The sequence below is a fragment of the Leisingera thetidis genome, from assembly GCF_025857195.1.
Lineage (GTDB): Bacteria > Pseudomonadota > Alphaproteobacteria > Rhodobacterales > Rhodobacteraceae > Leisingera > Leisingera thetidis.
On sequence record NZ_CP109787.1, the window covers coordinates 3,646,339 to 3,672,307 of the forward strand.

Sequence of the window (25,969 nt, forward strand, 5' to 3'; positions counted from 1 at the left end):
GCAAATGCGAAGCCCCCGCGGCCCTTTCCGCCGTCCGGGACCGGCGGCGGCGCAAAGCGGTTTGCCTGCAAGGGAAGCCGGCCGGACTCCGCGCCGGATTCAAAAGCCTGTCAGCTTTCGCGGAAGGCCTTGTTGAAATAATCGGCCAGCGGCTTGATCAGATAGGCCAGCGGCGAACGGTCGGCGGTGCGGATGTAGCTTTCCACCGGCATCCCCGGGATCAGCACCGTGCCTGCAGGCAAACGCCCCTGCTCACCCGGGTTCAACTCGATCTCGGCGCGGTAATAGGACACCCCGCTGCCCTGGTCCTCGAACGCATCCGCCGAGACCTGGGTGACATGGCCGAACAGCTCCGGCGTGCTGCGCTGGTCCAGCGCGGAGAACCGCAGGGTGACCTCCTGGCCGGTGTACAGCTGGTCGATGTCAGTCGGGGCCACCTGCGCGGCAATCACCAGCGGCCGGTCCTGAGGCACCAGGTAGAGCACCGGATCGGCCGGCCGGATCACCGAGCGCGGGGTCTGCACCTGCAGCCCGTACACGATGCCGGAGACCGGCGCGGTGATATCCAGCCGCGCCAGCCGCTGCTGCAGCGAGCGGCGGTTTTCGGCCAGTTCGAGTTCCTGGTAGCGCAGGTCGCGCAGCCGGGTGATCGCCTCCTCGCGCTGGCCGGTGCCCAGTTTCAAGATCTCGATGTCGATCTCGGTTATCCTGCCCTCGGCCTGCGCCTCGGAGGCCACCAGCTCGCCCAACTGGCCTTCGAGATTGGCCTGGGTGCGGCGCAGGTTCAGCACCGTGGCGGCCTGCGCCAGACCGCGGTCCAGGAGCGACTGCTGGTTGCCCAGTTCCTCGCTGATAAGGTCCAGCTGCACTGTCATCGATTGCTGCTGCGCCTGGATGCCGCGGATCTGCTCCTCGATCTGCGACCGGCGCTTCTCCAGCTGCTCGATTTCGCGGGCAGTGGTGTCCTTGCGGGCCTGGAACAGACGGTTCTGCCCCTCAACCAGGTCTTTCACGTCCGGCTGTTCCTGCCCGGCTGCCAGCAGCTCGGGATCAAAAGCAACCTCTTCGGCCTCGTCCCGTTCCGCCTCCAGCCGGCCGCGGCGCGCCATCAGCTCGAACAGCTGGCCCTCGATGATCACCAGCTGCGAAGCGAGTTCATTGGCGTCGAGCCGGATCAGCGTATCGCCTTCGGCAACCGTGTCGCCCTCGTCCACCAGAATCTCGGCAACGATGCCGCCATCCAGATGCTGAACCACCTGGCGGTTGCGGTCGACCTCGATCCGCCCGGTTGCCACCACCGCGCCGGAAATCGATGACAGCACCGACCAGGAGCCGAAACCGCCCACCAGCACCAGAAGGCTGAGAACGCCGATGATCAGCGGCCGCCGTGCGGGCCAGGTGCTTTCCACGCTCATCGCACACCTCCCGCGCCGGTGGCCTGGCGGATGTTCTGATGGTTGGCGACCATTTCCTGCAGCACCTTGTCCTTGGGGCCGAATGCCGTCTGGGTGCCCTTGTCGATCACCAGCAGCATGTCGCATTCCTGGATGGCCGCCGGGCGGTGCGCCATGATCAGCACCGAGCGCCCTTCGGCCTTGATCTGCTTGATCGCCTGGTTGAGCGCAATCGAGCCTTCGTTGTCGAGGTTGGAGTTCGGCTCATCCAGGATCACGATCACCGGATTGTCGAACAGGGCGCGGGCCAGCCCGACCCGCTGCATCTGCCCGCCCGACAGCCGCCCGCCGGTGGCGTTTACGCGGGTGTCATAGCCTTCGGGCAGTTTCAGGATCATCTCATGCGCCGCGGCCTTGCGGGCGGCCTCGACAACCTTCTCGGCATCGGGCTGCTGGTTCAGGCGGGCGATGTTCTGGGCGATGGTGCCGTCGAACACCTGCACCCGCTGCGGCAGATAGCCGATATGGCCGCCCAGCACATCCGGCGCGTATTGGTCCAGCGCCGCCCCATCGAGCCGCACCGATCCCGCCGCAGGCCGCCATACACCGGTCAGCGCCCGCGCCAGTGTCGATTTGCCGGACCCCGACGGCCCGATCACCCCGATCGCCTGCCCCGGCTGCACCCGGAAGCTCACGTTGCGCAGCAGCGGCGTATTGCTGCCCGGCGGCACCACCGCCATGCCCTGCACTTCCAACAGCGCCTTGGGTTTGGGCAGCGCAGTGCGCTCAGCCTCCTCCGGCACCTTGTCCAAAAGCTCGGCCAGGCTGTGCCAGCCCTTCAGCGCCCGCTGCACCAGCCCCCATTGGCCCAGGCCCAGCTCAATCGGCGCCAGCGCCCGGCCCATCAGGATGGAGCCCGCGATCATCGCGCCCGGCGTCACCTCGCCCTGCAGCACCAGATAAGCGCCGAGGCCCAGCATCGCCGATTGCAGGAACAGCCGCAGTGTTTTGGTCAGCGTGGTGAAGCCGCCGCCGGTGTCATTGGCCGTCACACTGTCGGTGAGGGCAGCATCGCGTGCCTGCTTCCAGCGATCGAACGAGGCGCCGCGCATCCCCATCGACTGGATCATCTCCGCCTCATTGCGGATCTCCTCGGACATCAGATTGGCTTTATGGCCGGTCATGTTCGCCTTCTGCATCGGCAGGCGGGTGAACATCTGGTTCATGACGGCAATCACCACCAGCACCGCACCGCCCGACAGCGCCAAGAGGCCCAGCCAAGGGTGGAACAACGCAATGCCCGCCAGGAACAGCGGCGTCCACGGCAGGTCGAAGGCGGCGGTCAGCACCGGCGAGGAGATCAGCCGCTGCACCGCTTCCAGATCGCTGAGGCCGGTCTGCGCCGCCGGATCCTGCGCCACCGCCGAGCGGCGGATCATCGCGTCGAACACCCGGCGGTCCAGCGCCGCCTGGAGCCGCGCGCCCACCCGCGCCATGATCCGGCCGCGGGCATAGTCCAGCAACCCCATCATGCCGTAGAGGAAAACCACCAGCAGCGACAGCGCCAGCAGTGTCGCCTCCGAGCGGCTGCCCAGCACCCGGTCATAGACCTGCATCATGTACAGAGGGCCGGTCAGCATCAGCAGATTCACGAAAAAACTGAAGATCCCGGTGGCCCAGTACAGGCCGCGGCTCTGACGCCGCACCCGGCGCAGTTCCTCGTAGCCGTTTTTATAAACGCTTTTATTCATGGTCAGACTGCAATAGTGGTTCCGTGGCTTCAGGTCAGGGCTGAGATTGTATCAGTTGTGGCACAAGCGGGTAAAAAAATGTAATCGCACTGGAAAAAGGCTGGAGAACCCTTATTTGCCCTCCGATCTGCCGGCCCCAGTATCAATTGGACACTTAACCGAATGCCCTTCATGTTGCGACCGCTTAAATTTGTACCTGCGCTGATTTTGGCCGCTTTTGCCGCGGGCTGCGCCACTCAGGACCCGGTCGCACGGGCATCGGGAGAAGTATTCGATCCCTACGAACGGACCAACCGCGGCATCCACGCCTTCAACCGCGGCGTCGACCGGCTCGCCTTCCGCCCGGCTTCCAAGGGCTATGTGGCGATCGTGCCGGCGCCGATGGTGACCAGTTTTTCGCATTTCGCGGAGAATCTGTCGATGCCGGGGCAGATGGTCAATGCGCTGCTGCAGGGCGACCTGAAAATGGCAGGCAATGCGTTTTCACGCTTCGTGATCAATTCAACCGTCGGCTTTGCAGGCCTTGCCGACCCGGCCAGCGAATTCAACGTGCCCGCGGTCGACACCGATTTCGGCGAGACCCTGCACGCTTGGGGCGTTGGCGAAGGCGCCTATGTGGAGCTGCCCCTGCTCGGCCCTTCCACCAGCCGCGATGCGGTTGGCGTTGCCGTCGATTTCTTCACCAACCCGCTGGGCTATGCCGAGCAGAATACTGCCGAGAACATCAGCATCTATGCTGAGATCGTGCGCCGCATGGGCGATCGTGGCAACTATTCCGACACGATCGATTCGATTCTCTACGAGAGCGCCGACAGCTATGCGCAATCGCGCCTGATCTACCTGCAGAACCGCCGGTTCGAGCTGGGCGACGGCGCCGAGATCAAGGAAATCGACCCGTTCGAACTGGACACTGAAGGATTCTGATGATGGACCGCCGCAATTTTCTGATGAGTGCCGGCGCCGTGCTGGCAGTTGCGCCGCAGCCGCTGTGGGCATTGAACGAAAACAGCGCCAGCACGCTGATCAACAGCCTGGTTGCCGATATCAACCGTGTGATCGACTCCGGCAAGGGCGAGAACGCGATGTTCCGCGAGTTCGAGCGGATCTTCCAGCGTTACAGCGACACCTCCTATATCGCGGCATATGCACTGGGGGTGGACGGGCGCCGGGCGTCTTCGGCCCAGAAGAAGGCGTTCTCCAAGGCGTTCCAGGGCTACATCTCGCGCAAATACGGCAAGCGCTTCCGCGAATTCATCGGCGGCAAGCTGGAGGTCAAGGGCGTCAAGAAGGTGAAGAAATGGTATGAGGTGAGCACCATTGCCTACCTCAAGGGCCAGTCGCCGTTTGAGGTGACGTTCCTGGTGTCGGACCGCTCGGGCCGGGATCTGTTCTTCAACATGTTCATCGAAGGGGTGAACCTGCTGCTGACCGAGCGCACCGAGATCGGCGCGATCCTGGACAGCAAGAAGGGCGACATCGACGCGCTGATCGCCGAGCTGGACCGGCTGAGCTGAGCCCTGCACCTATCTGAAGCATTCTGAAAGGCTCCCTTCCCGGGGAGCCTTTTTCATCTGCCGCATCCATCTGCCGCACCCAAGAGGGGGCTGCTGCCGGCAAACGGGGCTCTCCCGCCCGTCGCTGCTGCATCAAAGATGCTGCGCTCCCGTTAGGCCCGGCGCCCTGCCCGGCGGGCAGGGCGCACGCCGCACCTGCAAGGTGCGGCGCTGGACCCAACTGGCGATGGCGCCCGCAAGGGAGCCCGGAGCCAGGCGGGAGCACCTCCGTTTCTGATCCGGTCAGTTGCCCAGGATGTCGCGCAGGATGTTGTCGACCGCACGGCCCAGCTCCTTGCCCAGCTGCGGCCCCTGGCGGCGGCGCTCGCGGCGGGTTTGCTGCGGCGGCGGGGCGATCGGGGCGGGCTCCAGCATCGGCAGCGGCTTCGGAGTGAGGCCGTCGTGCACCCGCACCATGGTCTCGCGCCAGATCTCGGCCGGCAGGCCGCCGCCGGTCACGCCGCTGAGCGGCGTGTTGTCGTCATAGCCCATCCAGACCCCCGCCACGTAATCGGCGGTGAAGCCGATGAACCAGGCATCCTTGGCCGCCGAGGTCGTTCCCGACTTGCCGGCTGCCTGCCAGCCCGGGATCTGTGCCCGCTGGCCGGTGCCGCCGGAAATCACCTTCTCCATCATCCAGACCAGCTGCTGCGCCGCCTCGGGACGGATCACCCGTTCGCCGATGCCGCCGCTGGCGCCCATCAGCGCCTCGCTGTCCTCGACCAGTTTCAGCTCGCTCACCCCGTAAGGCGTCACCGAAGAGCCGCCGTTGAGGATGCCGGCATAGGCGCCGGTCATTTCCAGCAGTGAGCTTTCCGAGGCACCCAGCGCCAGCGCAGGCCCGGCCGCCAGGTCGCTGTCGATGCCGAAATCCCGCGCCACCCGGCTGACCTTGTCCCGGCCCACCGCCTCGGAAATCTTGACCGCCGGCACGTTGAGGGAATCGCGCAGCGCGCGGGCCAGCGTCACTTCGCCGTAAAACCTGCGGGTATAGTTATCCGGGCACCACTGGCCGGATCCGGGGATATTCAGGCAGTATTTGGCATCCAGCACCCGGTCATACGGCGAGTAGCCCAGCTCCAGTGCTGTTGCATAGACAAAGGGTTTGAAGGCCGATCCGGTCTGCCGCTTGGCCTGGGTCGCGCGGTTGAACACGCCCGATACCTTCGTCCTGCGGCCGCCCACCATGGCGCGCACCGCGCCATCGGCGCTCATCACCACAATCGCCGCCTGCGCCTTGGAGCCGGAGCGGACCTTGTTCTCGAAGATGTATTTCAGCGCTTCCTCAGCCGCTCCCTGCAGACGCTGGTCGAGAGTAGAGCGGATCACCACATCCTCAGTGGTCTGGTCGCCCAGGAAATCCGGGATGCTGTCCATCACCCAATCGGCGAAATACCCCCCTGCCCGCGCCGCCGCGGCCTCGCTCAGCTCTGCCGGGCTGTCCTGATTCTTCTGCATCTCCGCCGCAGTCAGATACCCCTGCTCCTGCATCAGCCGCAGCACGGTGGCTGCCCGGTCCTGCGAGCGCTGCAGGTTATTGGTGGGCGCCAGCGTCGAGGGCGCGGTCAGCAGACCCGCCAGCATCGCGCCTTCGGCCGGGTTCAGCTGGTTTGCGGATTTGCCGAAATACCGCTGTGCTGCGGCCTCCGCGCCATAGGCCCCGCCGCCCATATAAGCGCGGTTCATGTAGATCGAGAGGATCTCGTCCTTGGTGTACTTGGCTTCCATCGCCAGCGCAAAGATCGCCTCGGTCCCCTTGCGCCAGAGCGAGCCCTTGCGGCAGTCGGCCTCATAGGCGCTTTCGCTTTTCCACTCGGCCGGGTCATAGACCTTGCCGAGGCACAGGAGTTTCGCGGCCTGCTGGGTGATGGTGGAGCCGCCGTGGCCCGACAACGGCCCGCGGCCTTCGCTCAGGTTGATGCGGATAGCGCTGGCAACGCCGCGCGGCGAGATGCCGAAGTGGCGGTAGAACCGCTTGTCCTCAGTCGCAACAATGGCGTTCTTCAGATGCGGTGAAACCGTATCCGCCGTTACCACGCCGCCGAACTGGTCGCCGCGCCAGGCGAACACCTCGCCCTCGCGGTCGAGAATGGTGACAGAGCCGCGGGCGCGCCCGTCCAGATAGGCCGAGACCTCCGGCAGCCTGGCATATTGAAACGCCACCGCCAGCCCGGCCAGCAGGCAGACCACCATGCCGATGCGCCAGGTCAGGCCCCAGGCCAGCCGGAAGGCGAAAGCAAAGGGCGCCAGCAAGAGGCCGATGAACCCGCGTTTCTTCGGCACCGGCCTGGCGCGGGTCTTCTTGCGGGCAAACAGGCGCGCCAGCAGGCCCGGCTTCCTGGCCTTGCGCGCGGGTGCCTTGCGCGCAGGCTTCTTCGCGGCGGAGGGTTTGCCCCTGCCGCCCTTGGAATAGCGTTTGTCTGCCACCAGAGGCTTTCGCCCGGATCCTTGAGCCATCGTCATTTCCTGCCCGGTTTGCCCGTTTGCCGGGACAATACCCTGCCCGCCCCGGAATGTAGAGGGGGCAGAATCCGGACCTTTCCCCCTTTGCCAGCTGTCCGGTTTTTAAGCGAAGGGGGCAAAAGGCGCAAAATTATTGTGCGCACGCAGAAAGACGCGCGGAAACTTGCTGGCCGCAGCTTTGAACGACTCGGGCGCCCGGTTTTGCTGCAGGTGCAAAGTGATTGGGCATGAGGCCCGCACACGGCAGAACCAAGAGGTGCTGAGATGAAAATGATCATAGCTGCCATCAAGCCCTTCAAGCTGGACGAGGTCCGCCAGGCGCTGACCGGTCTTGGCGTGAGCGGGCTGATGGTGACCGAAATCAAGGGCTTTGGCGCCCAGGCAGGCCACACGGAAATCTACCGCGGCGCGGAATACGAGGTGAATTTCGTGCCGAAGCTGAAGCTGGAGCTGGTGGTGCCTGCAGACCAGGCCGAGCAGGCCGTCAGCGTCATCGCCGAGACCGCCCGCACCGGCAAGATCGGCGATGGCAAGATTTTTGTTCTGGATGTCGAACAGGCCGTGCGGGTGCGCACCGGCGAAACCGATCTCGAGGCGCTGTAAGGCGCCCGGCATGGAGGAAAGACCTATGAAGACCCTGAAACTCCCCCTGACGGCGCTGGCGCTGGCAGCCCTGCCGGGCCTGGCGCTGGCCCAGGACGGCCCCGCCCCCGGCGTGAACCCGGCCACGGATACCGTGTTCATCCTGAACTCGCTTCTGTTCCTGATCGGCGGCTGCCTGGTGTTCTGGATGGCCGCGGGCTTTGCCATGCTTGAGGCCGGCCTGGTGCGCTCCAAGAACGTGACCATGCAGCTGACCAAGAACATGGCGTTGTTCTCATTGGCGGCGGTGTTCTACTGGCTGATCGGCTATAACCTGATGTATCCGCTGGGCAATTGGGCCGTTGACGGCGTGCTGTCCGGCGTCTTCGGTCCCGGCGTGCTGGAGGCGGTGGGGATCACCGCGGAGGGGGCGGATGATTATTCCTATGCCTCCACCGGCTCGGACTTCTTCTTCCAGCTGATGTTCTGTGCCGCCACCGCCTCGATCGTTTCGGGCACCCTGGCGGAGCGCATCAAGCTGTGGCCCTTCCTTATCTTCACCATCGTCCTGACCGCGGTGATCTACCCGTTCCAGGCCAGCTGGAAATGGGGCGGCGGCTTCCTGGACCAGATGGGCTTCCTGGATTTTGCCGGTTCCACCGTGGTGCATTCGGTGGGCGGCTGGGCGGCGCTGACCGGCGCGCTGATCCTCGGCCCCCGCATCGGCAAGTACAAGGACGGCAAAACCATCCCGATGCCCGGCTCCAACCTGGCACTGGCAACGCTTGGCACCTTCATCCTGTGGATGGGCTGGTTCGGCTTCAACGGCGGCTCGCAGCTGGCGATGGGCACGGTCGGTGATGTGGCCGACATCAGCCGCATCTTTGCCAACACCAATGCTGCTGCTGCGGGCGGCGCCGTGGCCGCGCTGGTGCTGACCCAGCTTCTGTTCAAGAAGCCGGATCTGACCATGATCCTGAACGGCGCGCTGGCGGGCCTGGTGGCGATCACCGCCGAGCCGCTGACCCCGGGCCTGGGCCTCGCGACCCTGATCGGCGCCATCGGCGGTGTGATTGTGGTCTTCGCGGTGCCGATGCTGGACAAGCTGCGGATCGACGACGTGGTGGGTGCCATCCCGGTGCATCTGATCTGCGGCATCTGGGGCACCGTGGCCGTGGTGCTGTCCAACCCTGAAGCCAGCCTGCTGACCCAGCTGACCGGCATCGCCGTGGTGGGCGTGTTCACCGTCGCTGCCTCTGCCGTGGTCTGGATCATCCTGCGCGCCACCACCGGTATCCGGGTCGAGGAAGAGGATGAGGTCAACGGGCTCGACATGGCAGAGCTGGGCATGGAGGCTTATCCGGAATTCTCGCCGAGCTGACCTGCGGATCCTGCCAGCAACTGCGCGGCGCCTGCTTCAGGCGCCGCGTTTCCGTTTGAGCGGGGCGCTCCCGCCAGCTGTGCGGTCATCACAGATGATCTTCACCTGTTGGGCCGGGCGCCGCTGCCGCGGCGCAGGCTGCACGCTCAGCCCCACGGGACAGCAATCACCTTCGGCGCTCTCCGGTCACGGTAATCGCGGCGGTCTTCGGCGCGGTCCAGATGACCCTCCACACGTCCGGCACGCCGGTGCCCACGGCCTCATCGCGGCGGTTCTCGCAGCGGTTGGCACGGTTTTCCAACCGGCCGATGGCCTCGCCATTTGCACCAAAGGCAGGGTCCGCCAATGGCGGGGCAACGGCGGCGGACAGGATCAAAGCGAGGGCAGGTCGTGCGGGGAACATGGCTGGTCTCCCGGGCTGTGACGCTTGTGACGCCTGCGGGGACCAGCGCGGCCGGCCTGTTCTTCCATTGCCACCATCCGGGTGACCTAGCGACAAGCGGCGGCCTTGCGCTTTGCCGGGTCAAACGCTTCTCAGCAGGTCCGGCACCGCGCCAGCGGTGCCACGCCCAAGCTTGCAAGGGTCTTGGCGCAGCCAAGGCACGCCGCCAGGCGCGGGAGCCCCGCCCTGGCCGGCCGCCGTTTGGCTGAAACCGCGTGCAAAAGTTTTTGAAAACTTTTGCCTAAGACTTTTCCAAAAAGTCTTAGGCGCGGCGCCCGTAAAAAAACGCGCCCTTCGATGGGGCGCGTTTCAGGATTGCCGGCTGCGGGGCCTCAGACGCCGGCGTCGGTAATCGCCTTGGCCAGCACCGGCACGGTCTGCGCATTCAGGCCCGCGATGTTCAAACGGCTGTCGCCCACCATGTAGATGCCGTTGTCCAGCCGCATCTTCTCGACCAGCTCAGGCGTGGTGCCCAGGAGCGAGAACATCCCGCGGTGCTGCGCGATGAAGCCGAACCGGTCGGATCCGGTCAGCCGCTGCAGTTCATCCGCCAGCTGCTGGCGCAGGTCCAGCATGCCCAGGCGCACTTCCTCCAGCTCGGCCGCCCAATCGGCACGCAGCGCGTCGTCGTTCAGGATCATCGTCACCAGACGGGCGCCGTGGTCCGGCGGAAAGGAATAGTTCTGCCGGTTCAAGAACGCCAGCGTGCCCTGGTTCAGCCCTTGCGCGGCGGCGTCATTGGAGACCGCCATCAGGAGGCCGGTGCGCTCGCGGTAGATGCCGAAGTTCTTGGAGCAGCTGGCCGCGATCAGAACCTCTGGGCAGCAGGCGGCGACCAGGCGCACGCCCTTGGCATCCTCTTCCAGACCGTCGCCAAAGCCCTGATAAGCGATGTCGATCATCGGAATCAGGCCGCGCTCGTTCAGCAGCGCGATCACTTCTTTCCACTGGGTCTCGTTCAGATTGGCCCCGGTCGGGTTGTGGCAGCAGCCGTGCAGCAGCACCACATCGCCCTTCTGCGCGCCTTTCAGGTCTTCCATCATGCCGTCGAAGTTCACGCCGCGGGTTTCGCTGTCGAAATAGCGGTAGGTGACGGTCTCGATGCCAACATATTTCAGGATCGAGACATGGTTTGGCCAGGTCGGGTCGGACACGTATACGCGGGCCTTGGGGTTGGCCATCTGGATCAACTCGAAGGCCTGGCGCACAGCGCCGGTGCCGCCGGGGGTGGCCGCTGCGGCGATGTTTCCGCGCGCGACCGCATCGCCGAGGATCAGCTTGATCATCGCATCCGAATAGGCCGGATCGCCGGCCAGGCCGACATAGGCCTTGGTGGTCTGCTCTTCCCACAGCTTGTGCTCGGCTGCCTTGATCGCGCGCATCACCGGGGTGACGCCCTCGGCGTTCTTGTAGACGCCGACGCCAAGGTCGATCTTGTCCGCGCGCGGGTCGTCGCGATACATCTGCATGAGCGCCAGGATCTTGTCGGCGGGCTGGGGTTTGAGGGTTTCGAACATTGCTCAGTTCTCTCCGGTAGCAACGGGAAGGGTCGGGAAGGCACCCCATTCCACCCAGGACCCGTCATAAAGCGCATGATCGGACTTGCCGATGCGCTCCAGGGCGAGGCTGAGGATGGCGGCAGTGACGCCCGATCCGCAGGTAGTGATTGCAGGTTTGCTCAGGTCGGCGCCGGCGCTTTCAAAGGCGGCGCGGATGCCGTCGGCATCCTTCATGGTGCCATCGGCATTGAGCACATTGCCGAACGGCACGTTCTTGGAGCCGGGAATATGGCCGGCGCGCAGCCCCTCGCGCGGCTCCGGCGCGTCGCCGCGGTAGCGTTCGGCCGAGCGCGCGTCGATGATCTCGTGGTCGCCCAGCTTGGCCGCGGCGGAGACCTGGGTCACATCGCGCAGCATGTGGTTCTGCACCCGCACCGTCATGTGGCGGTCGCGGATGACCGGCGGCAGGTCCTCGACCGGGCGGCCCTCGGCCTGCCATTTCGGCAAGCCGCCGTCCAGCACCGCGATGTTATTCTGCCCCATCAGCCGGAACAGCCACCAGACGCGGGCCGCCGAGAACAGGCCGGCACCATCATAGACAACCACCTGATGGCCGTCGCCGACCCCCATCGCGCGCAGCCTGGACATGAATTTCTCGACCGGCGGCACCATATGCGGCAGGTCCGAGCGATTGTCGGAGATGTCCTCGATATCAAAGAAACGCGCGCCGGGGATGTGCGCCGCTTCGTATTCGGCCCTGGCATCCCGGTCCTGCTGCGGCAGATACCATGAGGCGTCCAGCACCCGCAGATCCGGGTCCTTCAGATGGGCAGCCAGCCAGTCCGTGGAAACCAGCGTCTTCGGATCGTCCTGCATCAAAGCGTCTCCCTTTCTGCGCATGCGCCATGGGTACATCCGGCGGCACATCGGTGCAAGCTGTCCCCGCCCCCAGCTTGCGGTTACAAATTTCTTGCGGGCCTTTTACGGAGCGGTAATAACAGAGGACACTATTTCAGTGCGTTATTGCAAAGGCTTGTTGCATGTCCGGTTTCCGCAGTTTCCTTGCAGCTTTGATGATTGCGGCCGCCATGGCCACCCCCGGCATGCTGCGCGCAGACTGCGTAGAGATCGGGGAAACATGCATAAGCAGCAATGACTTGAAGGCCAAGGTGCGGATCGGCAGCCACACGCCGGACCTGCAGGCCCTGGCGCAGTTTTCCCAGCTGCGCGACCTGACCTTGATGACCGATCTGCGGTTTGACGCGCCGGTCGACCTTGCCCCGCTTGCCGCGCTTGCGAACCTTGAAAAGCTTGCCCTGGTGAGCGTCACGGCACCGGATCTGGCGCCGCTTACCCGGCTGCCGAAGCTGAAACGGCTGAGCCTTGATTCTGTCCACGCGCCGGACTTCACGCCTTTGGCCAGCCTCACCGGTCTTGAGCACCTGTCGGTTTGGGGCATCAAGGACGTCACCGACCTGTCCTTTGCCAGCGGCCTGACCCGGCTGCAAAGCCTCAACATCGCGGATTCCGGCGTCGCCGACCTGAGCCCGCTGGAGGGGCTGGACGATCTGGCCGTGTTCCTGGCCTTCAACACGCAGGTCGCCGACCTGAGCCCGCTGGCAGGCGCAAACCTGCAGGTGGCCTGGATCTCCAACTGCCCGGTGCGGAGCGTTGCGCCGCTGGCCGGATCGGACCGGCTGGAGATGCTGCGGGCGGACGGCACCCTGCTGGACAGCCTTGACGGGCTGCAGGACAAACCGGCCTTGCAGACCCTGATCCTGTCGGGCACCCGAGTGACCGACCTGACTCCGATCTCAGACGCCGTCAGCCTGGATGAGTTGGCACTGAACGGAACCCGGGTGCGCGACCTTGCCCCGCTGACCGGGCTGGTGTCGCTGCGCAAGCTGAGCCTGAAAGACACCGCCGTCACCAGCCTGGCGCCGCTGGCCGGCAATTCCCTGCGGGTACTGTCACTGAGCAATACCGCAGTGACCAGCCTCGCCGGGGTGCAGCACATGGAAGACCTGTGGGACTTCAGCATTTCAGGCACCGGGGTCACCGACCTCACACCGCTGACCGGCCTGAAGAAGCTGTCGATCCTGCGGGCGGTCGGTCTGCCTGCCGAGGCGCTGCAGCCGCTGCTCAAGATCGAGAGCCTCAAGATCGTGTTTGCCGGCCCCGACCGGGAGCGGCGCAAGCGCCTTCTCGGCAAGGAGAAAATCGCCGCCTATATCGCTGCCGTGCACTGAGCCCGCACAGCGGTCCCCAGGGGCGCGTGCCGCAGCGGCGGATGTGACTGGCGGGCAGACGAATCCGCAGATGATCCGGGGTGAACTGGCCGCGAGGCCACAAGGGCAGCGTCCTTCCCTGCCCTACCGCGCGTCCTTCAGAAGCCGCTGCTTCTGGCGGCCCCAGTCGCGTTTGGCCTGGGTTTCGCGCTTGTCGTGCAGCTTCTTGCCCTTGGCAACGCCCAGCTTGATCTTGGCGCGGCCCTTGTGGTTGAAATAGATCACCAGCGGTACCAGGGTCATGCCCTTGCGCTGGGTCAGGTTCCACAGGTCGGCCAGTTCCTTGCGCGAGACCAGCAGCTTGCGGCGGCGGCGTTCCTCGTGCTTGAACACCTTGGCTTGCTCGTAGGGCGGGATGTAGGAGTTCACCAGCCACAACTCGCCGTTTTCCACCGCGGCATAGGAATCGGCGATGTTGGTGCCATTGCCGCGCAGCGCCTTGACCTCGGACCCTTCCAGCGCGATGCCGCACTCGATATCGCTCTCGATGGCGTAATCGAACCGTGCCCGCCGGTTTTCGGCGATCACCTTGTAATTCGGGTCTGTTGTCTGCTTCTTCTTGGCCATGGGCGGCAGATGTAAGCCCGCGCAGCGGCGGGCGCAAGATACGGTTATGCTTTGCGGCTGCGCAGCAGCGTGAAAACACCGCTGGCCACGATGATGGTGCTGCCGATCACGGTCAGCGTATCGGGGCGCTCGCCGAAAACCAGCACCCCCAGCACCATGGCAAACACCAGCCGTGTGTAGCGGAACGGCGCGATGACCGCGATCTCGCCCGCCCGCATTGCGCCCGACAGAGCGTTGTAAGCAATCACCCCGATCACCGTGGCAGCAGCAATGTCCAGCCAGTTGCGCGGCGCCGGCCAGACCGCGCCGCCGGTCCAGCCGAGCGCAATCACGCCCGCCGCCACCAGCATCGCAAAGCCGAGGAATCCCAGTTGGCTGTTGCTCATGTCCCCTGGCGCCGCACGCGTGGCCAGATCACGGCCCGCAAAGCCCAAGGTGCCCAGAACCGCAAACAGCGAGGCGGGCTCGAACCCGCTCAGCCCCGGCCGCAGGATCAGCAGCACCCCTGCAAACCCCAGCCCGATCGCCAGCCAGCGGCGCCAGCCGACGGTCTCGCCAAAGAACACCACGGCGCCGGCCGCCACCACCAGGGGTGTCGCCTGCAGGATGGCCGAGGCCGAAGACAAGGGCGTCAATGCAATTGCCAAGGTGAAACACAGCCGCCCCACGACCTCCGCCAAGGAGCGCCACAGCATCGGGCGCGTGCCAAAGCCCGGGTGCCAGGGGGCGTGACCTTGCGCACACGCCAATGCTGCGAATACCGCCATGCCGCCGAGGCCGAACAGGATCAGGATCTGCCCGACCGGCAGGCTGGCGGCGGCGGATTTGATGAACATGTCCTCCAGCGCGAAGGCAGACATGGCCAGCACCATCAGAAGGCTCCCGCGCAGCGTGTCCATTCCCGGCTCCAAATCCCTGAAACTCAATAACTTGCGCAATTGGTAGGGCCGCCGGAGAAAATGCACAAGCAACGGGATCAGTCCCGCTGCGTCAGACCCGCGTGCCGGTAATGGTGCATGTTGAGAAAGGCCGCGCCGGTCTCCAGGCTGCGGTAGCCATGCGGCTGGTCGGCGGCAAAGCGCAGGCCTTGCCCGGCCTCCAGCGGCACCCACTCGCCGTCCTTCAGCACCTCCATCGAACCATGCAGCACAAAGACCTCCTCGGTCACACCGGTGTCATGCGGCTGGGACTGGTGGCTCTGGCCCGGCCGCAGCGTGACCTGAAATGTCTCGGCACCCAGCAGCGGATCAAACGGGAAGACGATCTTCACCCCGATGCTGCCCGGAAACTGCACCGTCTCATAAACCCCCGCGGCCTCCCCCACCGGCCGCGTCGCCTCGCCGATCAGCGCGGTCAGCGGCAGGTGGAACCCTTTGGCAATTTTCCACAGGGTGGCAATCGTCGGGCTCGATTCGCCGCGTTCGATCTGCCCCAGCATCGCCTTGCTGACTCCCGTCGCCTCTGCCGCCTTGGACAGGCTAAGCCCAGCCGCCGCGCGGATTTCCCGCAGGTTCAGGGTGATGCCGTCATCGCTCATTGTCTTTGCCCGTCAAAAAACGCTTGTGCGTTATAACGCACAGACTGTAGTGTGCGCTATAACGCACAAAATCCCTACCCGATCCGGCGCCAAAGGAAAACCCGCATGCTCAAGGATCTCAAGCTTTCGCATATTGTCTCCGGCGCGGTGGCCGTGCTGGTCGGCTATACCGGCTCGGTCGCCATCATCTTTCAAGCGATCGAGACACTGGGCGCGTCTCAGTCGCAGGCCAACAGCTGGATGCTGGCGCTGGGGGCAGGCATGGGGCTGACCTGCCTGATCCTGTCACTGCGGTACCGGATGCCGATCCTGACAGCCTGGTCGACGCCGGGCGCGGCGCTGCTGGCGGTCAGCCTGGGCGGGGTGCCGCTGGGCGAGGCCGTCGGCGCCTTCCTGTTCTGCGCCGTGCTACTGATCCTCACAGGCGTCACCGGCTGGTTCGCGGCGCTGTCGCGGCTGATCCCCGACAGCCTGGCAAATGCGATGCTGGCCGGCATCCTGTTCCAATTCGGGCTGTCGGCCTTCACCTCGCTGCAGACCGACACCGCAATGGTCGCCGTGATGGGCTTCACCTTTCTTGCAGGGCGCAGGCTGTTTCCCCGCTACACCATTCCCGCGGTTCTGGCGACGGGAGTTATTTGGTGCGCGGGCAGCGGCAGCTTTGGCAGCTTGGAGGCACTGGACTTGACCCTGGCGCGGCCGGAATTCGTGATGCCCGCCTTCTCGCTGCCGGTGCTGATCGGCGTGGGCCTGCCGCTCTATATTGTCACCATGTCCTCGCAGAACATGCCCGGCGTGGTGGCGCTGAAGGCAGCGGGCTATCAGCCGCCGGTTTCCGCCAGCCTGACCGTGACCGGACTGGCCTCGCTGCTGCTGGCGCCTTTCGGTGGCTTTGCCTTCAACCTGGCTGCCATCACGGCCGCCATTTGCGCAGGTCCCGAGGCGGATGAGAATCCGGAGACCCGTTACCTGGCGGGCGTGATGACCGGCCTCGTCTATATCCTGGTGGGGCTGGGCGGCGCCACCGTCATCAGCCTGTTCCTGATCGCCCCCAAGGCGCTGGTCGCCACCGTCGCAGGCCTGGCGCTGCTGGCCACCATCGGCAACAGCCTGTCGGCCGCGCTGGCGGACAGCACCGGCCGCGAGGCGGCGCTGATCACCTTCATGACCACCGTCTCGGGCGTCAGCTTTTTCGGAATCGGGGCGCCGTTCTGGGCGCTGGTGCTGGGGCTGGCGGTGAATCACTTGCTGAAGCGCCCCGCCCGGGCGCGGGCCGGCGCCGGAAAACCCGCCTGACGGAGAATTCGCGACAGAAATCCGGCGCAAACTGCGCCATAATTACCGAAGACCGCCCCCGCATGTTGCCTTTATTGCGCAAATCGTGTCCCTGAGGGCAAAGACTAAGGGAACCAGCCTGATGCCAAAGTACCGATCCAGAACCTCCACCCATGGCCGCAACATGGCGGGCGCGCGCGGATTGTGGCGCGCCACCGGCATGAAGGATGATGATTTCGGCAAGCCGATCATCGCCATCGTCAACTCCTTCACCCAGTTCGTGCCCGGCCACGTCCACCTCAAGGACCTGGGCCAGATGGTCGCCCGCGAGGTCGAGGCGGCCGGCGGCGTCGCCAAGGAGTTCAACACCATCGCGGTGGATGACGGCATCGCCATGGGCCACGACGGCATGCTCTACTCGCTGCCCTCGCGCGAGGTGATCGCCGACAGCGTCGAATACATGGTCAACGCCCATTGCGCCGACGCGATGGTCTGCATCTCCAACTGCGACAAGATCACTCCCGGCATGCTGATGGCCGCCATGCGCCTCAACATCCCGGCGATCTTCGTCTCCGGCGGGCCGATGGAAGCGGGCAAGATCGACATTGCTGATCTGGACATGAAGAAGATCGACCTGGTGGACGCGATGGTGGCCGCAGCGGACGACAAGTTCACCGACGAGCAGGTGAAGCACATCGAGGAAAACGCCTGCCCGACCTGCGGGTCGTGCTCCGGCATGTTCACCGCCAACTCGATGAACTGCCTGGCCGAAGCGCTGGGTCTGGCGCTGCCGGGCAACGGCTCGACACTGGCCACCCACGCCGACCGCAAGGGGCTGTTCCTGGAAGCCGGCCGCAAGATTGTCGAGATCACCAAGCGCCACTACCAGGACGAGGAGAAGGGCCTGCTGCCGCGCGAGATCGCCACCTTCGAGGCGTTCGAGAACGCGATGAGCCTGGATATCGCCATGGGCGGCTCCACCAACACCGTGCTGCACCTGCTGGCGATCGCCAACGAGGGCGAGGTCGATTTCACCATGACCGACATGGACCGCCTCAGCCGCCGGGTGCCCTGCCTGTGCAAGGTCGCGCCCAATATCCACAACGTCCACATGGAAGACGTGCACCGCGCGGGCGGCATCTTCTCGATCCTGGGCGAGCTGAGCCGCGCAGGGCTCCTGCACAATGACTGCCACACCGTGCACACCTCGAACATGGGCGAGGCGATTGCCAAGTGGGACATCAAGGTTGCCAACAACCCCGAGGCCGAGGCGTTGTTCAAGGCGGCTCCGGGCGGCGTGCGCACCACCCAGGCGTTTTCCCAGGCCAACCGTTACAAGGAATTGGATACCGACCGCGAAAACGGCGTGATCCGCGCCAAGGAACACGCCTTCAGCCAGGACGGCGGCCTTGCCGTGCTGTTCGGCAATATCGCCCGCGACGGCTGCATCGTGAAAACTGCCGGTGTGGATGACAGTATCCTCAAGTTCACCGGCACCGCCCATGTCTGCGAAAGCCAGGACGCGGCGGTGAACGACATCCTGACCGGCAAGGTCAAGGAAGGCGACGTGGTGGTGATCCGCTACGAGGGCCCGCGCGGCGGTCCGGGCATGCAGGAAATGCTCTACCCGACCTCCTACCTCAAGTCGAAGGGCCTGGGCAAAGCCTGCGCGCTTCTGACCGACGGGCGCTTCTCCGGCGGCACTTCCGGCCTGTCGATCGGCCACGTCTCGCCCGAGGCGGCCGAAGGCGGCGAGATCGGCCTGGTGCGCCAGGGCGACACCATCGAGATCGACATCCCCAACCGCACCATCCACCTGGCGGTGGCTGACGATGAGCTCGCGGCGCGCCGCGAGGAGCAGGACGCCAAGGGCTGGAAACCCGCCGAGCCGCGCAAGCGCAAGGTTTCCAAGGCCCTGAAGGCCTATGCGATGCTGGCCACCTCCGCCGCCAAGGGCGCGGTGCGCGCGCTGCCCGACGAAGACTGAGGCAGTACATCAGCAGGACATGCAAAGCCCGCCGCCCCAATCGCGGCGGGCTTTCTTTTGCCTTTTGCGCCTGAAACCGGGTCAAGGTCCGCGCGTTCGCGCGGCGGCGCAGCCGCTTGCCCTTGAGGCGGGTTCAGGCGCTTTACACTGGCCAAGGCGCGTTCAGGGCAAACCTGCCCCTGAACCGCTTCTCGGCAAATCCTCCTGCATCCGCCGGACCCTCCCGCCCCCGCTGTGACCCGTCAACTGACGCCAGCACGCCAAGCGGAGTTGGGCGTGCCGGCGGCGGAAGTATTTTCAGCTAAGAAGAAAAAGCGGATCGAACTTTTGACGCGCCGCGTCAGCGGCGCCCGGCCCAAGGCTTTTTGCTGCATCTGTGATGCAGCGGCAAAGGCGCGGGAGCCCCCTGGCGCCGCCGCCCGCCTACTCCCCCAGCTTGGCGTGCACCTCGTCCAGGTCGATCTCGCCCACAGGCATCTTGTTGGCCGGGTTTGCGAAATCGTATTTGAACAGCTCGAAATCGCGCTTGTAGATTTCATAGACCAAATGCATCGACAGGTCGTCGAAATAGTCTTCCACCGGGTGGGCGCGCTTGGGGCCGTGGCCTTCGCTTTCGTTGAAGCGCGGGATCGCCGCGAGATCCACGGCGTGCGGTGTCTCGATGGAATCCAGCACCCCCTGCATCCCGTCGTTGAACGCCTCGGTCCAGAAGATCTGGTTATAGCGGCCGCCGTTCTGGATGAAGGTCGACACATGCCCCGACATCGCCGACCAGTGGATGTCCGGATCCATCGGGCGGCGCCAGCGGATGGTGTCGCGCACGAACAGCAGGAAGCGGCGGAAGCTGGCGATCTGGTCGAACGCCTGCTTGCCGTCGTCACCGCCGACCTCGATCCCGTATTCATAGGCGAGCTTGGGCACCAGATTGCCGCGGTAGCGGCGGCCGTTGCGCTGGATGCCGCAGATCTTGTCGAAGAAGGAGGACAGGATGCGTGTGTAAGGATTGCGCACGCAGGTGAAGGCATAGGAGCGGTGCCCCTGCACATTGCGGCTGATCGGCCCCTGGCTGTGCTCCAGCGCCCATTTGTGCAGCCCCTCCTTGGCGTCATGGATGTCGCCGTCAAAGAACGTCCCGTGATCGGAGTAATACAGGATCTGCCCGATCGTCGAGCAGGCGCATTTCGGCACCACCCGGTAGACCACAGTTTCACTTTCCGTCATCCAGGTGCCGGGGAACCCCATCCGCTGCCCTCTTCTTTCTGATGCGCCGTCGCCCGCAGTATTCGCATATGTTTACCGAAACGGGAACTATCTGGTTTATTCGTGGCCGAAGCCCGCATATCAAGGGAAACAATCAGGCAAAACAAGGCGGTCCATCCCCAGTATGGCAAAAATCGCGTATATTCTGCTCTGCCATAAAGACCCCGAGGCGATCATCCAGCAGGCTGAGCGACTGACCGCGGCCGGCGATTACATGGCGATTCACTTCGACGGGCGGGCGGCGCCGGAAGACGATCAGATGATCCGGGCCGAACTGGCGGACAACCCCAATGTGACATTTGCCAAGAGGCGGATCAAATGCGGCTGGGGCGAGTGGTCGCTGGTCGAAGCCACGCTTCTGGCGCTGCGCAGCGCGGTCGAAGACTTTCCCCGTGCCACCCATTTCTACATGCTGTCGGGCGATTGCATGGCGGTGAAGACAGCGGAATATGCCCACCGGTTCCTGGACGCGCACGACAAGGATTTCATCGAAAGCTTCGATTTCTTCGAAAGCGACTGGATCAAGACCGGCATGAAGGAGGACCGGCTGATCTACCGGCACTTCTTCAACGAACGCAAGCACAAGCAGCTGTTCTACTGGAGCCACGGGCTGCAGAAACGGCTGGGGCTGCAGCGCGGGATCCCGGCCGATATCCAGGTGCAGATCGGCAGCCAGTGGTGGTGCCTGCGCCGCCGCACGGTGGAATGGATCCTCGAGTTCATCCGCAAACGCCGCGATGTCACCCGCTTTTTCCGCACCACCTGGATTCCGGATGAAACCTTCTTTCAGACCCTGGTGCGCCACCTGATCCCGGAACAGGAGATCGAGACCCGCACTCTTACCTTCCTGATGTTCACCGACTACGGCATGCCAGTGAATTTCCACAATGACCACTATGACCTGCTGTTGAGCCAGGACTTTCTGTTTGCCCGCAAGATCAGCCCGGAGGCCAAGGAGCTGAAGTCGCGCCTGGGACGGTTGTACGCGGCACAAGGCGTGGACTTCCGGATCTCCAACGAGGGCCGGAGCCTCTACAAATTCCTGGTCCAGCGCGGCCGCGCGGGGCGCCGGTTCGCGCCGCGGTTCTGGGAAACCGAAAGCTCGCTGGGACGCGAGCGGGAGCTGCTGATCGTGATCTGCAAGAAATGGCACGTGGCCAAGCGGCTGCTGGAGCAGATACGCCTGGTGACCAATGTCCCCGCAATCGAATATCTCTTCAACGAGGAAGACACCCCCTTGCCAGACCTTGGCGGCATCCAGGCGGCGCTGATGAAGCGCACCCGCCACCGCCGGGCGCTGATGCGGATGCTTTTTGAATATTATGAGTCCGATCAGCTGATCATCTGCCTGGATCCCGGCGCCATAGACCTGATGAATGATTTCCATTCAGACCGCTCCTCAACCCGTTTCCTGCAGATCGAATGCGAGTTCAGCGACGACTACCTGATCGGTCATGCTCACCGGGTCGGGCTGGCGGGCGAGCGCACGCCGCAGCTGACGCTGGACCGGCTGCTGCCGACCATCCGCAACGACATCCTGCATGAGAACGACCGCATCCGGGATGCCGGGTTCAGCCAGCTGTACCAAATGCGCGAGAGCAGCAGCCCGGAGGAAAATGCAGGTCAGCTTTGCGGTTTTCTGGGGCTATCCGAGGACAAGGCCATGCAGATCGCAGAAACGCATTACCTGTTTGCCGACTGAGCCGGACAGACCCGCGCCCCTGCCCGGCAACGGAGCCTGGCCACAAACACCGAAAGTCTTGAAGAATGGCAGACCAGGCGGAACACAAGGCCATTTTCCTTACCGGCAGCCTGATGCGGCATGTCACCCGCATGTCGCTGACCGCCAGCATCGGGCTGATGGCGATGTTTGCCGTCGATTTCGTCGACATGGCCTTTATCGCCATGCTGGGCAATGACGCGCTGGCAGCGGCGGTGGGCTATGCGGGCACGCTGCTGTTCTTCACCAACTCGGTCAATATCGGGCTGTCGATCACCGCGGGCTCGCTGGTGGCGCGGGAGCTGGGCGCAGGACGACCGGACCAGGCGCGGCATTATGCAACCAGCGTCGCCGCTATCGGCGTGCTGACCGGGCTTGTGATGCCGATCCTTGTGCTGGCCTACCTGGAGCAGGTCCTGGCGCTGCTTGGCGCCGAGGGCGAGGTGCTGCGGCTGGCGATGCGCTATGTCTGGATCATCCTGCCGACGATGTGGGTGGTGGCGCTGGCGATGACCGGCATGGCGGTGCTGCGCGCCCATGGCGATGCGCGCCGCTCGATGCTGGCGACGCTTTATGGCGGCGGGCTGAACGCGGTGCTGGACCCGCTGCTGATCTTTGGCCTGGGGCTGGGGCTGGACGGGGCCGCCATCGCCTCGGTGCTGGCCCGGGCCTGCATGCTCGGGGCCGCGTTCTGGCCCGCGATCCGGGTGCATCAGGGGTTCATGCGGCCCGCGCTGCGCCAGATCGGCGGCGACCTGCGCGCGATCCGGGCGATTGCGCTGCCGGCCGTGCTGACCAATGTCGCCACCCCGGCCGGCAATGCCATCGTGCTGCGCGAAATCGCCCAGTTCGGCACCGAGGCGGTGGCCGGCATGGCGGTCATCGGCCGCCTGATGCCGGTGGCGTTTTCGGTGATCTTTGCGCTGTCGGGCGCCATCGGGCCGATCATCGGCCAGAACTTCGGCGCCGGGCAGTTTGCCCGCGTCCGCCAGGCCTTTCTGGCCGGTATTGCGTTCACCGCCATCTACACGCTGCTGATGGCCGCCGTTCTGTTTGCCCTCAGGATGCCGATTGCGGATCTGTTCTCTGCCACCGGCGAGACCCGCAGGCTGATCTACCTGTTCTGCGGGCCGCTGGCGCTGGCGCATTTCTTCAACGGGGTGATCTTTGTCGAGAATGCCAGCTTCAACAACCTGGGCCGCCCGGTCTATTCCACCTGGATCAACTGGGGCCGCCACACCTTGGGCACCTGGCCGCTGGCGGTGCTGGGCGGCTATCTGGCCGGCGCGCCGGGGGTGCTGCTGGGCCAGGCGGCCGGCGGGATGATCTTTGCCGCATTCGGCGCGCTGCTGGTGCACCGGGTGCTGCAGGACCTCGCCCGGCCCGCCCCGATCGACGCCTTTGCGCCGCAGAACCGGCTGCACGCCCTGCTGGGCCGCCGCGGCTGGTAGCCCCCTACGGCACGGCGGAGCTTGCCAGATGCTCGGCAATCCAGTCGAACACCAGGCTCGGCCCCTGCAGGCGACTGGAATGGTCGCGCGACATCACATAGCCCGCGTCGCTCAGCACCACATCCGGCACCGCCCGAACCAGGGCGCCGCTCTGCAGCAGCCTGTCGATCAGCCCCAGCCAGCCCAGCGCAATGCCATCACCGGCAACTGCCGACTGCACCACCATGTCGTAGTTGTTGAAGCTGATGTAATTCTTCGACCGCTCCCCGGCGATGCCCAGACGGTCGAACCAGCCTTGCCAGGTCTGCCATTCGGCTGAGGTCGGTTTGGACAGGCTGAGCAGCTGGCAATCCAGCAGGCTGGCGGCCGAGGCCACCGGGCCATGCGCCTCAAGATAGGCCGGGCTGCACACCGCCCCCACCCGCTCCTGCAGCAGCATCACATCGCCGCCGCCCATGCTGCTGCGCGGACCGACGTGGATCTTGATATCGCAGTCCTCGCCGTAGTCGTCCGGCGGCACCTGGGAGGCGAGGATCTGGATCTCGATCTCATCCCCCAGTTCCGCCCGCAGATGCGACAGCCGCGGCAGGAGCCAGAAGCTGGCAAAGGCAAAATCCGCCGAAATCCGCACCCTGGGCCGCGACTTGCGCTCCAGCAGCGACGCCACGGAATTGCCCATTTGCGCCATCGCCGGGCGCACCACATTGAGCAGCCGCACCCCCTCGTTGGTCAGCGACACGCCGCGGTGCCCGCGCCTGAACAGGGCAATGCCCAATTCGGTCTCAAGCCCTTTGATTTTCTGCGAAACCGCCGATTGCGTCAGCCCCAGCGCCTCGGCCGCGCCGGTGAAATTGCCATGCCGCGCCACAAGGTCAAAAGTGTGCAGCGCGACCAGGCTGTAGCTCAGCTTCCTATTAATACTGCTAATGTCCTTCATAAGTAATTGCATACTGCAAAAGGCAGAATTTTTATAACAGAAAATGCCCTGCGTAAGTTCTGCTAAACCCGCAGCCCCGGCGGCACCAACCGGCAGAACAAGGGAAACAGGGATACTCTATGTCAATCAAACCTCCTTTGACGGATCTGCCGATCGGCACATCCGACCGCGGCTTTTACCGGGGCTTCAGCCAGATCGTCACCATCTCCTCCAAGCTGATGATCGGCGGGCTGGTAATCTGGGCGATTGCCTTTCCGGAACAATCCGGCGCGGTGCTGAATTCGATCAACGGCTTCATCCTGGCCTCCTTCGGCGCCTGGTACATCTGGACCGTGGCGCTGTTTGTACTGTGCTGCGCCGCTCTTGCGTTGTGGCCCAGCGCCGGGCGGCTGAAGCTGGGGCAGCCAGGCGACAGGCCGGAGTTTTCCAACTTCTCCTGGTTCTCGATGATGTTCGGGGCCGGCATCGGGGTCGGCATGCTGACCTGGGCGGTGGCCGAGCCGATCTATCACTGGAACAACAACCCCGAAGTGATTCAGGGCCTGACCAATGGCGGCAGCGCGGACAATATCCGCATGGCCTACAAATGGTCCTTCCTGCACTGGGGGCTGGGCGCCTGGGCTTGCTATGCGATTGCCGGGCTGGCGCTGGGGTTCTTCAGCTACCGCCGCGGACTGCCGCTGACCATGCGCTCGTCGCTGACACCGTTGTTCGGCGCCCGCCTGTCAGGCTCGATGGGTCATTTGGTGGATATCGTGGCAGTTGTCGCCACGATCCTCGGCGTGGCGCAGACGCTGGGGTTCGGGGTGGAGCAGTTCGTTTCCGGCCTCACCCGCATCGGCATTGGCGGGCTGACCAATGAGGGTGGCACCGCCAACACCACCGGCGTCATCGTGGCGGTTCTGGTGATCATGGCGGCCTCCACCGCTTCGGCGCTGTCGGGCGTCGGCAAGGGCATCAAGTGGCTCTCCAACATCAACATGGTGCTGAGCATCGCGCTCTTGGGCTTCTTCCTGCTGTTCGGCTCCACCTTCTTTGGCCTGCAGGCACTGCTGGTTGGCCTCTGGGACTATCTGATCGCCATGCCCGACATGCTGTTCCGGGTCTGGACCGGTGACGGCAACCCGGACAGCGTCGCCTCCAAGCTCGAAGGCTGGCAGGGCGGCTGGTCAGTATTCTACTGGGCCTGGTGGATTGCCTTCGCCCCCTTTGTCGGCCTGTTCCTGGCGCGCATCTCCAAGGGCCGCACCATCCGCGAGTTTGTGCTGGGCGCCATGATCGTGCCGTCGCTGATGTGCTTTGTCTGGTTCACCTGGGCCGGCGGCACCGCCATCGACCTGGAGCTGAACGGCGGCGCAGGCGGCCAGATCGCCGCCGCACCGGATGGCGACAAGATCTTTGCCATGGTACAATACATGCTGTCGCCCTGGCTGGGCTGGGCGATGTCGGTGATGATCGTGGTCCTGCTGATGACCTATCTGGTAACCACTGCGGACAGCGCGGTGCTGATCGTCAACACCATCAACGCCGCCGGTGACGAAGGCCCCAAGGCCCGTCCGCACATCATCTTCTGGGGTGTGGCGCTTGGCGCGGTGGTGACGGCGCTGCTGCTGGTCGGGGGCCTCAAGGCAATCCAGACCGCAATGGTGATCGGCGCCCTGCCGTTTTCGCTGGTGATGGTGCTGCAATGCGCCGCCCTGATCAAGGCGATCTACAACGACGGCCGCCGCGCGCAAGCGGGCCTGGCCACCACCGTGATCCAGGAACCGACCGCATAAGGCATCTCCCGGCGAATGGCTGCTGGCGGGCAGAGCGGCCATTCTCCCCTCCAGACTGCTGCCCGCACCCTCTCCCGCCGCTGAGCACAGCAAAAAAAGGAAGC

The 25,969-nt window shown here is 64.7% G+C and carries 21 protein-coding genes; 10 read left to right on the forward strand and 11 right to left on the reverse strand.

All coding sequences use genetic code 11. The features are described from left to right. Window positions 1-110: 110 nt before the first annotated feature. The gene (locus tag OKQ63_RS17610; RefSeq protein WP_264211338.1) at window positions 111-1,415 is read right to left on the reverse strand and encodes an HlyD family type I secretion periplasmic adaptor subunit; all 1,305 of its coding nucleotides are present in this window, start codon (window positions 1,413-1,415) and stop codon (window positions 111-113) included. Beyond that, window positions 1,412-3,145 carry a type I secretion system permease/ATPase gene (locus OKQ63_RS17615; protein ID WP_264211339.1) on the reverse strand — a complete coding sequence of 578 codons (1,734 nt, stop codon included), beginning with the start codon at window positions 3,143-3,145 and terminating at the stop codon, window positions 1,412-1,414. Before OKQ63_RS17615 ends, OKQ63_RS17610 begins: the two co-directional genes overlap by 4 nt. A gap of 171 nt (window positions 3,146-3,316) precedes the next feature. Between OKQ63_RS17615 and OKQ63_RS17620 the strand changes: the two genes are divergently transcribed. Both OKQ63_RS17620 and OKQ63_RS17625 read left to right on the forward strand, forming a co-directional pair. Next, complete coding sequence (locus tag OKQ63_RS17620) at window positions 3,317-4,069, forward strand: MlaA family lipoprotein (protein WP_264211340.1); 753 nt, start codon at window positions 3,317-3,319, stop codon at window positions 4,067-4,069. A gap of 2 nt (window positions 4,070-4,071) precedes the next feature. Beyond that, window positions 4,072-4,659, forward strand: coding sequence for an MlaC/ttg2D family ABC transporter substrate-binding protein (locus tag OKQ63_RS17625; RefSeq protein WP_264211341.1), 588 nt, complete (start codon window positions 4,072-4,074; stop codon window positions 4,657-4,659). 282 nt (window positions 4,660-4,941) lie between these two features. Here OKQ63_RS17625 and OKQ63_RS17630 read toward each other — a convergent pair whose 3' ends face one another. Further along, window positions 4,942-7,155, reverse strand: coding sequence for a transglycosylase domain-containing protein (locus tag OKQ63_RS17630; protein ID WP_264211342.1), 2,214 nt, complete (start codon window positions 7,153-7,155; stop codon window positions 4,942-4,944). A gap of 270 nt (window positions 7,156-7,425) precedes the next feature. On the opposite strand from OKQ63_RS17630, the gene OKQ63_RS17635 reads away from it, so the two are divergent. Continuing rightward, window positions 7,426-7,764 carry a P-II family nitrogen regulator gene (locus OKQ63_RS17635; protein WP_264211343.1) on the forward strand — a complete coding sequence of 113 codons (339 nt, stop codon included), beginning with the start codon at window positions 7,426-7,428 and terminating at the stop codon, window positions 7,762-7,764. A 25-nt stretch (window positions 7,765-7,789) separates the two neighbouring features. After that, a complete protein-coding gene (locus OKQ63_RS17640; protein ID WP_264211344.1) occupies window positions 7,790-9,124 on the forward strand; it encodes an ammonium transporter in 1,335 nt (444 codons plus the stop codon). A gap of 166 nt (window positions 9,125-9,290) precedes the next feature. Here the strand turns inward: OKQ63_RS17640 and OKQ63_RS17645 are convergent, their stop codons facing one another. From OKQ63_RS17645 to sseA, 3 genes are all read right to left on the reverse strand, one after another. Continuing rightward, window positions 9,291-9,527 (reverse strand): hypothetical protein, encoded by a 237-nt coding sequence (locus tag OKQ63_RS17645; RefSeq protein WP_264211345.1) that lies wholly within the window; start codon window positions 9,525-9,527, stop codon window positions 9,291-9,293. Between the two features lie 371 nt (window positions 9,528-9,898). After that, a complete protein-coding gene (locus OKQ63_RS17650; protein ID WP_264211346.1) occupies window positions 9,899-11,083 on the reverse strand; it encodes an amino acid aminotransferase in 1,185 nt (394 codons plus the stop codon). A 3-nt stretch (window positions 11,084-11,086) separates the two neighbouring features. Further along, window positions 11,087-11,941, reverse strand: a complete 855-nt coding sequence (sseA, locus tag OKQ63_RS17655) for a 3-mercaptopyruvate sulfurtransferase (RefSeq protein ID WP_264211347.1) — start codon at window positions 11,939-11,941, stop codon at window positions 11,087-11,089. 164 nt (window positions 11,942-12,105) lie between these two features. Between sseA and OKQ63_RS17660 the strand changes: the two genes are divergently transcribed. Continuing rightward, a complete protein-coding gene (locus OKQ63_RS17660; protein WP_264211348.1) occupies window positions 12,106-13,314 on the forward strand; it encodes a leucine-rich repeat domain-containing protein in 1,209 nt (402 codons plus the stop codon). Window positions 13,315-13,437: 123 nt separating this feature from the next. Here the strand turns inward: OKQ63_RS17660 and smpB are convergent, their stop codons facing one another. The 3 genes from smpB to OKQ63_RS17675 form a co-directional block, all read right to left on the reverse strand. Then, window positions 13,438-13,920 carry an SsrA-binding protein SmpB gene (gene smpB / locus OKQ63_RS17665; protein ID WP_264211349.1) on the reverse strand — a complete coding sequence of 161 codons (483 nt, stop codon included), beginning with the start codon at window positions 13,918-13,920 and terminating at the stop codon, window positions 13,438-13,440. Between the two features lie 44 nt (window positions 13,921-13,964). Continuing rightward, window positions 13,965-14,819 (reverse strand): DMT family transporter, encoded by an 855-nt coding sequence (locus OKQ63_RS17670; RefSeq protein ID WP_264211350.1) that lies wholly within the window; start codon window positions 14,817-14,819, stop codon window positions 13,965-13,967. A 77-nt stretch (window positions 14,820-14,896) separates the two neighbouring features. Beyond that, window positions 14,897-15,457: a helix-turn-helix domain-containing protein gene (locus tag OKQ63_RS17675; RefSeq protein WP_264211351.1), complete on the reverse strand. Its 561-nt coding sequence runs from the start codon at window positions 15,455-15,457 to the stop codon at window positions 14,897-14,899. Window positions 15,458-15,562: 105 nt separating this feature from the next. Here OKQ63_RS17675 and OKQ63_RS17680 point away from each other — a divergent pair, with 105 nt between their 5' ends. Together OKQ63_RS17680 and ilvD are read left to right on the forward strand one after the other, a co-directional pair. Then, window positions 15,563-16,753, forward strand: a complete 1,191-nt coding sequence (locus tag OKQ63_RS17680) for a benzoate/H(+) symporter BenE family transporter (RefSeq protein ID WP_264211352.1) — start codon at window positions 15,563-15,565, stop codon at window positions 16,751-16,753. Between the two features lie 121 nt (window positions 16,754-16,874). Continuing rightward, window positions 16,875-18,719, forward strand: coding sequence for a dihydroxy-acid dehydratase (ilvD, locus tag OKQ63_RS17685; RefSeq protein WP_264211353.1), 1,845 nt, complete (start codon window positions 16,875-16,877; stop codon window positions 18,717-18,719). A 423-nt stretch (window positions 18,720-19,142) separates the two neighbouring features. Here the strand turns inward: ilvD and OKQ63_RS17690 are convergent, their stop codons facing one another. Further along, window positions 19,143-19,961, reverse strand: coding sequence for a sulfotransferase family protein (locus OKQ63_RS17690; protein ID WP_264211354.1), 819 nt, complete (start codon window positions 19,959-19,961; stop codon window positions 19,143-19,145). 142 nt (window positions 19,962-20,103) lie between these two features. Between OKQ63_RS17690 and OKQ63_RS17695 the strand changes: the two genes are divergently transcribed. Beyond that, a complete protein-coding gene (locus OKQ63_RS17695) occupies window positions 20,104-21,681 on the forward strand; it encodes a DUF5928 domain-containing protein (protein ID WP_264211355.1) in 1,578 nt (525 codons plus the stop codon). A gap of 65 nt (window positions 21,682-21,746) precedes the next feature. Further along, on the forward strand, window positions 21,747-23,150 hold the full coding sequence (locus tag OKQ63_RS17700; protein WP_264211356.1) for an MATE family efflux transporter: 1,404 nt from the start codon (window positions 21,747-21,749) through the stop codon (window positions 23,148-23,150). A 4-nt stretch (window positions 23,151-23,154) separates the two neighbouring features. Here OKQ63_RS17700 and OKQ63_RS17705 read toward each other — a convergent pair whose 3' ends face one another. After that, window positions 23,155-24,087, reverse strand: coding sequence for a LysR family transcriptional regulator (locus OKQ63_RS17705; RefSeq protein ID WP_264211357.1), 933 nt, complete (start codon window positions 24,085-24,087; stop codon window positions 23,155-23,157). A gap of 119 nt (window positions 24,088-24,206) precedes the next feature. On the opposite strand from OKQ63_RS17705, the gene OKQ63_RS17710 reads away from it, so the two are divergent. Further along, complete coding sequence (locus tag OKQ63_RS17710) at window positions 24,207-25,865, forward strand: BCCT family transporter (protein ID WP_264211358.1); 1,659 nt, start codon at window positions 24,207-24,209, stop codon at window positions 25,863-25,865. Window positions 25,866-25,969 lie beyond the last annotated feature (104 nt).

Coding starts and splice junctions, on each gene's coding strand:
- OKQ63_RS17610 (WP_264211338.1), bottom strand. CDS start 1,415: ATGAGCGTGGAAAGCACCTGGCCCGCACGGCGGCCGCTGATCATCGGC.
- OKQ63_RS17635 (WP_264211343.1), top strand. CDS start 7,426: ATGAAAATGATCATAGCTGCCATCAAGCCCTTCAAGCTGGACGAGGTC.
- OKQ63_RS17650 (WP_264211346.1), bottom strand. CDS start 11,083: ATGTTCGAAACCCTCAAACCCCAGCCCGCCGACAAGATCCTGGCGCTC.
- smpB (WP_264211349.1), bottom strand. CDS start 13,920: ATGGCCAAGAAGAAGCAGACAACAGACCCGAATTACAAGGTGATCGCC.
- sseA (WP_264211347.1), bottom strand. CDS start 11,941: ATGCAGGACGATCCGAAGACGCTGGTTTCCACGGACTGGCTGGCTGCC.
- OKQ63_RS17630 (WP_264211342.1), bottom strand. CDS start 7,155: ATGGCTCAAGGATCCGGGCGAAAGCCTCTGGTGGCAGACAAACGCTAT.
- OKQ63_RS17615 (WP_264211339.1), bottom strand. CDS start 3,145: ATGAATAAAAGCGTTTATAAAAACGGCTACGAGGAACTGCGCCGGGTG.
- OKQ63_RS17645 (WP_264211345.1), bottom strand. CDS start 9,527: ATGTTCCCCGCACGACCTGCCCTCGCTTTGATCCTGTCCGCCGCCGTT.
- ilvD (WP_264211353.1), top strand. CDS start 16,875: ATGCCAAAGTACCGATCCAGAACCTCCACCCATGGCCGCAACATGGCG.
- OKQ63_RS17700 (WP_264211356.1), top strand. CDS start 21,747: ATGGCAGACCAGGCGGAACACAAGGCCATTTTCCTTACCGGCAGCCTG.
- OKQ63_RS17710 (WP_264211358.1), top strand. CDS start 24,207: ATGTCAATCAAACCTCCTTTGACGGATCTGCCGATCGGCACATCCGAC.
- OKQ63_RS17670 (WP_264211350.1), bottom strand. CDS start 14,819: ATGGACACGCTGCGCGGGAGCCTTCTGATGGTGCTGGCCATGTCTGCC.
- OKQ63_RS17675 (WP_264211351.1), bottom strand. CDS start 15,457: ATGAGCGATGACGGCATCACCCTGAACCTGCGGGAAATCCGCGCGGCG.
- OKQ63_RS17705 (WP_264211357.1), bottom strand. CDS start 24,087: ATGAAGGACATTAGCAGTATTAATAGGAAGCTGAGCTACAGCCTGGTC.
- OKQ63_RS17690 (WP_264211354.1), bottom strand. CDS start 19,961: ATGGGGTTCCCCGGCACCTGGATGACGGAAAGTGAAACTGTGGTCTAC.
- OKQ63_RS17695 (WP_264211355.1), top strand. CDS start 20,104: ATGGCAAAAATCGCGTATATTCTGCTCTGCCATAAAGACCCCGAGGCG.
- OKQ63_RS17620 (WP_264211340.1), top strand. CDS start 3,317: ATGTTGCGACCGCTTAAATTTGTACCTGCGCTGATTTTGGCCGCTTTT.
- OKQ63_RS17640 (WP_264211344.1), top strand. CDS start 7,790: ATGAAGACCCTGAAACTCCCCCTGACGGCGCTGGCGCTGGCAGCCCTG.
- OKQ63_RS17660 (WP_264211348.1), top strand. CDS start 12,106: ATGTCCGGTTTCCGCAGTTTCCTTGCAGCTTTGATGATTGCGGCCGCC.
- OKQ63_RS17625 (WP_264211341.1), top strand. CDS start 4,072: ATGGACCGCCGCAATTTTCTGATGAGTGCCGGCGCCGTGCTGGCAGTT.
- OKQ63_RS17680 (WP_264211352.1), top strand. CDS start 15,563: ATGCTCAAGGATCTCAAGCTTTCGCATATTGTCTCCGGCGCGGTGGCC.